The 6,104-nt window shown below is 72.3% G+C and carries 4 protein-coding genes and 1 riboswitch; of the genes, 2 read left to right on the top strand and 2 right to left on the bottom strand.

Going from position 1 to position 6,104, the window contains the following annotated elements; all coding sequences use genetic code 11:
- Nucleotides 1-331 precede the first annotated feature (331 nt).
- Together ACYVE9_RS12855 and def are read left to right on the top strand one after the other, a co-directional pair.
- Nucleotides 332-1,342 (top strand): tetratricopeptide repeat protein, encoded by a 1,011-nt coding sequence (locus tag ACYVE9_RS12855; protein ID WP_461027942.1) that lies wholly within the window; start codon nt 332-334, stop codon nt 1,340-1,342.
- Nucleotides 1,343-1,421: 79 nt separating this feature from the next.
- Nucleotides 1,422-2,054: a peptide deformylase gene (def, locus tag ACYVE9_RS12850; RefSeq protein ID WP_461027941.1), complete on the top strand. Its 633-nt coding sequence runs from the start codon at nt 1,422-1,424 to the stop codon at nt 2,052-2,054.
- Nucleotides 2,055-2,175: 121 nt separating this feature from the next.
- Here the strand turns inward: def and ACYVE9_RS12845 are convergent, their stop codons facing one another.
- Nucleotides 2,176-3,132 (bottom strand): ribonucleotide-diphosphate reductase subunit beta, encoded by a 957-nt coding sequence (locus ACYVE9_RS12845; protein ID WP_461027943.1) that lies wholly within the window; start codon nt 3,130-3,132, stop codon nt 2,176-2,178.
- 101 nt (nt 3,133-3,233) lie between these two features.
- A complete protein-coding gene (locus tag ACYVE9_RS12840) occupies nt 3,234-5,651 on the bottom strand; it encodes a ribonucleoside-diphosphate reductase subunit alpha (RefSeq protein WP_461027940.1) in 2,418 nt (805 codons plus the stop codon).
- A gap of 131 nt (nt 5,652-5,782) precedes the next feature.
- Nucleotides 5,783-5,878, bottom strand: a riboswitch (adenosylcobalamin-variant (AdoCbl-variant) riboswitch).
- Nucleotides 5,879-6,104 lie beyond the last annotated feature (226 nt).

Below are 6,104 nucleotides of genomic sequence, written 5' to 3'. Positions count from 1 at the left end.
GGGCCGCCAACGCCTACGAGGACCACCTGGGTGCCGCCACCGGGCGGGCCGGGCCGGTGGACGGCTCGCTGCGGGCCCTGGAGCAGCTGAGACTGGCCACCGCCCGGGACCTGGACCCCCGAGTGGTGGAGGCGCTGGCCGGTGTCGTCTCGCGCGGTACGGCGCGCTGACGCAAGCTGGGCGTCGGGACCGGGAACATGTCCGGGATCCGTCCGGCGCACGGGTAATGAGCAGGCCCCCGAGCGGGCATGGTTGGATGCGAGGAGAGGGACCGTTGACGGGCCCGCTATCGGGCGCCACCTCCAACAGGCGGGAATCAGGCGGGATCATCGTGAGGATCTTCGGCAGGGCACGGCACCGGCCGTCAACCGACTGGCGGCTGGCGACCGACCGGGCGTTCACGCTCATCGGGGACGGCCGATACGAGGACGCGGGCGCGTTGCTGACCCGTGCCGCCGACCTGGAACCGTGGCTCTCGGAGTCGTGGTTCAACCTGGCACTGCTCCACAAGTTCCGGCACGACTGGGAGCAGGCCAGAACGGCCGGGCTGCGCGCCGTGGCACTGCTGGACCGGGCGGTCGGCGCCCCCGACTGGTGGAACGTCGGCATCGCCGCGACGGCGCTCCAGGACTGGCCGCTGGCCCGTCGCGCCTGGCAGGCGTACGGGCTCCGGGTCCCGGCCACGCCGGGTGACACCGCCGGTACCTCCGAGCCGCGCGGCATGGAGCTGGGCGGCGCCGCCGTACGGCTGTCCCCCGAGGGGGAGGCCGAGGTCGTCTGGGGCCGCCGGCTCGACCCGGCCCGCATCGAGATCCAGTCCATCCCGCTGCCCTCGTCCGGCCGGCGCTGGGGTGAGGTGGTGCTGCACGACGGTGTGCCGCACGGCGAGCGCACGCTCACCGCGGGCGGCACGCTCGCGGCGTTCCCCGTCTTCGACGAGATAGAACTCTGGGCGCCCTCACCGGTGCCCACCTGGGTGGTGCTGCTGGAAGCGGCCACCGAGGACGACCGGGACGCCCTGGAGCAGCTCGCGGCGGACGCCGGTTACGCCGCCGAGGACTGGTCGTCCTCGGTGCGCCTGCTGTGCAGGTCCTGCTCGGAGTCCCGGATGCCCAGCGACGAGGGCGACGGGACGGTACGCCAGGACCCGCACGACCACAGCGCTCCCGGACAGCCCGGCCCGTTGGGGCACATGAGCCCGGGCGGCCCCGGGCAGGAGTGGGTGCCGGAGCGCGAGTGCGGGCTGGCCGCGCCGGCCGGGCTGGTGAGGGGCCTGCTGGACGGCTGGGTCGCGGACAGCCCGGACACCCGCGAGTGGCGGGATCTCGAAGAAGTCTGCTGAGACGGGTGCGCGCGCCACGTACCCTGTAGGGCGACCCCGCGGTACGCGTGGGCCGGCAGCGAGGAAGGCAAACGGCGGCATGGCGCAGCAGCAGGAGACCCGGTCGGAGCCGGTCGACGAGTTCGTCGACGACACCGTGGACTGCGAGGAGCGGGAAGAGGCGTACCGCGCTCGCGGCACCGCCCGGCCGATCACCGTCGTCGGCAACCCGGTGCTGCACCGGGAGTGCCGGGACGTCACCGCCTTCGACGACGAACTGGCCGGCCTGATCGACGACATGTTCGCCTCCCAGCGGGCCGCCGAGGGTGTGGGGCTGGCCGCCAACCAGATCGGTGTGGACCGCAAGGTCTTCGTCTACGACTGCCCGGACGACGACGGGGTGCGCCACGTGGGCGTGGTGGTGAACCCGGTGCTGGAGGAGCTGCCCGCCGAGCTGCGCGCGCTCGACGACAGCAACGAGGGCTGCCTCTCCGTGCCCGGCGCCTACGCCTCGCTGGCCCGCCCGGACTACGCGGTGGTCCACGGCCAGGACGCCCAGGGCGAGCCGATCTCCGTGCGCGGCACCGGGTACTTCGCCCGCTGCCTCCAGCACGAGACGGACCACCTGTACGGCCGGCTCTACATCGACCGGCTCTCCAAGCGGGAACGCAAGGACGCCCTGCGTCAGATGGAGGAGGGCACCCCGCGCTACGAGACGGTGCCGAACGACTGACGTCGACCTCCCCGGCGGCGCTGCCGGGGAGCGCTGCCACGGCTTTTCGTGACCGGACCACCGGGCCGGCCCGCATCGGGTCGGCCCGGTGTGCGCGGCGTTCGCGAGCGTGCCCGCGGGCTCAGAACTCGTCGTCGAAGGAGACCGAGCCCTCCACCGCCACCTGGTAGGCGGAGGCGCGGCGTTCGAAGAAGTTCGTCAGCTCCTGGACGTCCTGCAACTCCATGAAGGAGAACGGGTTCTGCGAGCCGAACACCGGTTCCAGGCCCAGCCGTTCAAGCCGCTGGTCGGCGACGCACTCCAGGTAGGCGCGCATCGACCCGGTGTTCATGCCGGCCAGGCCGTCCCCGCACAGGTCGCGGGCGAACTGGAGCTCGGCGTCGACGGCCTCCCGCAGCATCGCCACCACCTGCCCGCGCAGTTCCTCGTCGAACAGCTCGGGTTCCTCGGCGCGCACGGTGTCCACCACGTGGAAGGCGAAGTCCATGTGGCAGCTCTCGTCACGGAAGACCCAGTTGGTGCCGGTGGCCAGTCCGTGCAGCAGACCGCGGGAGCGGAACCAGTAGACGTAGGCGAACGCGCCGTAGAAGAACAGCCCCTCGATGCAGGCGGCGAAGCAGATCAGGTTCAGCAGGAACCGCCGCCGGTCGGACGCCGTCTCCAGCCGGTCGATGTCCTCCACCGAGTCCATCCAGCGGAAGCAGAACTGTGCCTTCTCGCGGATCGACGGGATCCGCTCCACCGCCGCGAACGCCTCGGCCCGCTCGTCCGGGTCGGGCAGGTAGGTGTCCAGCAGGGTCAGGTAGAACTGGACGTGCACGGCCTCCTCGTAGAGCTGCCGGGACAGGTACAGCCGGGCCTCGGGCGAGTTGATGTGCTTGTACAGGGTGAGCACGAGGTTGTTGGCGACGATGGAGTCCCCCGTGGCGAAGAACGCCACCAGGCGGCCGATCATGTGCTGCTCGCCGGGGGACAGCTTCGCCAGGTCGGACACGTCGGAGTGCAGGTCCACCTCCTCGACCGTCCAGGTGTTCCTGATGGCGTCCCGGTAACGCTCGTAGAAGTCCGGGTAGCGCATCGGGCGCAGCGTCAGTTCGAAGCCCGGGTCGAGCAGGTTCCGCACCGCCGGGTCCGGGCGGTGGGTGGGGTCCTGTCCGGTGGGCCGGGTGCCGGCGGTCGTCACTGGCAGGCCTCGCAGGTCTCGGGGTTCTCCAGGGAGCAGACCTCGGCCTGCGCGGTGGTCGGGTCGGACGGCTCCTGCTGGGCCGGGACGGCGGAGCCGCGCGCGGACCGGGCGATGCGGGTGGCGGGGCGGGAACGCAGGTAGTAGGTCGTCTTGAGGCCGCGTTTCCACGCGTAGGCGTACATCGAGCTGAGCTTGCCGATGGTCGGAGCGGCCAGGAACAGGTTGAGCGACTGGCTCTGGTCGAGGAACGGGGTGCGGGCCGCGGCCATGTCGATCAGCGCGCGCTGCGGCAGCTCCCAGGCGGTGCGGTACAGCGTCCGCAGCTCCGGCGGCACACCGGGCAGGTCCTGGACCGAGCCGTTCGCCTCCCGCAGCAGTTCCCTGGTCTGCTCGTGCCACAGGCCCAGGCGCTTGAGGTCGGCCACCAGGTATGCGTTGACCTGGACGAACTCGCCGCTGAGCGTCTCCCGCTTGAAGAGGTTGGACACCTGCGGCTCGATGCACTCGTAGACGCCGGCGAGGGAGGCGATGGTGGCGGTCGGGGCGATCGCCAGCAGCAGCGAGTTGCGCATGCCCTGCCGGGCGACGCGGTCCCGCAGCGCCGCCCAGCGTTCCGGCCAGGTCTGCTCGGCGTCGGGGTAGTGGTCCGGGTGCAGCACCCCGCGGGCGGTGCGGGTGGACTCCCAGGCAGGGTGCGGGCCGTGCCGTTCGGCGAGGTCCGCGGACGTCTCGTAGGCGGCCAGCATGACGCGTTCGGAGATGCGGGTGGAGAGCCGCCGGGCCTCCGGCGAGTCGAAGGGCAGCCGCAGCCGGAAGAAGACGTCCTGGAGTCCCATCAGTCCCAGTCCGACCGGGCGCCAGCGCCGGTTGGAGCGGGCGGCCTCCGGAGTCGGGTAGTGGTTGACGTCCACGACCCGGTCGAGGAACGTGACCGCGGTGCGGACCGTGCGGTCCAGCCGCTCCCAGTCCACGCCGACCGGCTCGGCCCCGGGCTGACCAGCAGCGGCCTGGTCGTCGCCGGCCGGCGCGCCGCCGGTGCCGTCGCCGGTCAGGTGCGCTGCCAGGTTGATCGAGCCGAGGTTGCACACGGCCGTCTCGTTGTCGTCGGTGACCTCGATGATCTCGGTGCACAGGTTCGAGGAGTGCACTGTCCGGCCGGGTTCGGCGGTCTGGTTCGCGGTGCGGTTGGCGGCGTCCTTGAACGTCATCCAGCCGTTGCCGGTCTGCGCCAGGGTGCGCATCATGCGGGCGTAGAGCTGGCGGGCGGGCAGGGTTCTGACGGCCAGACCCGCGGCCTCCGCCGCCCGGTAGGCGCGGTCGAACTCGGCCCCCCACAGGTCGACGAACTCCGGGACGTCCGAGGGGGAGAACAGCGACCAGTCGGCGTCGGCCTCCACCCGGCGCATGAACTCGTCCGGGATCCAGTGGGCCAGGTTCAGGTTGTGCGTGCGCCGGGCCTCCTCTCCGGTGTTGTCGCGCAGTTCCAGGAACTCCTCGAGGTCGGCGTGCCAGGTCTCCAGGTAGACGCAGGCGGCTCCCTTGCGGCGGCCTCCCTGGTTGACGGCGGCCACCGAGGAGTCGAGCGTGCGCAGGAACGGCACGATGCCCCCGGAGTGGCCGTTGGTGCCGCGGATGAGGGAGCCCCGGGCCCGGATGCGGGAGTAGGACAGGCCGATGCCGCCGGCGTGCTTCGACAGCCGGGCCACCTGGTGGTAGCGCTCGTACACGGAGTCCAGGTCGTCCCTGGGGGAGTCCAGCAGGTAGCAGGACGACATCTGCGGGTGGCGGGTGGCGGAGTTGAACAGGGTGGGGGAGGACGGCAGGTAGGCCAGTGAACCGGTCAGCCGGTACAGCTCGGCGACCTCCGCGAGCGCCTCGGCGCCGTCGTCGGCGGCGAGACCGCAGGCCACCCGCAGCAGGAAGTGCTGGGGCGTCTCGATGACGTGGCGGGTCCGCGGGTGCCGCAGCAGGTAGCGGGTGTACAGCGTGCGCAGACCGAAGTAGCCGAAGCGGTCGTCGGCGCCGTCGGCCAGGGACCGTTCCACCAGGTCGTCCAGTGCCCTGGCGTGTGTGGTGACGAAGTGCGCGGTGCCGTCGGCGATCAGGCCCTCCCGGTGGCCGACGGCGATCGAGGCGGAGAACGAGGTGGCGCCCTGCCCGGCGGCCTCGTCGCGGACGGCCCGCGTCAGCAGGCGCGCGGCCAGCCGGGAGTACTCCGGTTCGTCACCGATGAGGCCGGCCGCGGCCTCCGCCGCCAGCGACCTCAACTCCGCCTCGTCGGAACCGGCGTGCCGGCCGCGCAACGCGGCCTCGGCCACCCGGGCGGGGTCGGTCGCGGGAAGGTCGGAGCTGAGGTGGGTCAGGGTGCGCAGCAGCACCGCGGACGCGGACTCCGGGGGTGCGATGGTCACAGGACGTGCTCTCCCTCGCTGGGCGGACGGCCCGCGGGGGTGGTGTGAGGGGCGCGCGGGGGCAGCCGCCGTCGGACGGGGTGCCTCGCGGCGTCCTTCGGCCCATCCCTCGGGGCCCGGACGTGTACGGGCCGTCGGCAGGTACTCGGACTCGCGCAGGCCGTGGGGCCCGTGCACACCGTTGCGGGACAGTCCCGGACTCACACCGGGTTCCCCTGCGTCGACAGCGAGAGTGAGCATACATCTTGTGGTGGCTGCGTATCCCAACCCCACATGTTGTGTCTGGGTGGTGTGTCCTGAGTGGTGTCTCAGGGGCGTCGAAGCGGAACGGGCCGTCCCCCGCGGTGTGCGGGGGGACGGCCCGTGGGTGGCCGCGGTGACGGCTCAGCAGCAGCGGAAGCCCTCGCGGGGGTCGCTGCCGCGGGCGTCGGCGCGCCGCCGCTCGAACGTGCC

The sequence above is a fragment of the Streptomyces sparsus genome, assembly GCF_054776295.1.
The sequence above is the reverse complement of the archived record's forward strand: the minus strand, read 5'-3'. Positions and strand labels throughout refer to the sequence as shown.

Bases quoted from the DNA above. Each gene is read 5' to 3' on its own strand.
- def (WP_461027941.1), top strand. From the start codon at position 1,422: ATGGCGCAGCAGCAGGAGACCCGGTCGGAGCCGGTCGACGAGTTCGTC.
- ACYVE9_RS12845 (WP_461027943.1), bottom strand. From the start codon at position 3,132: ATGCGCTACCCGGACTTCTACGAGCGTTACCGGGACGCCATCAGGAAC.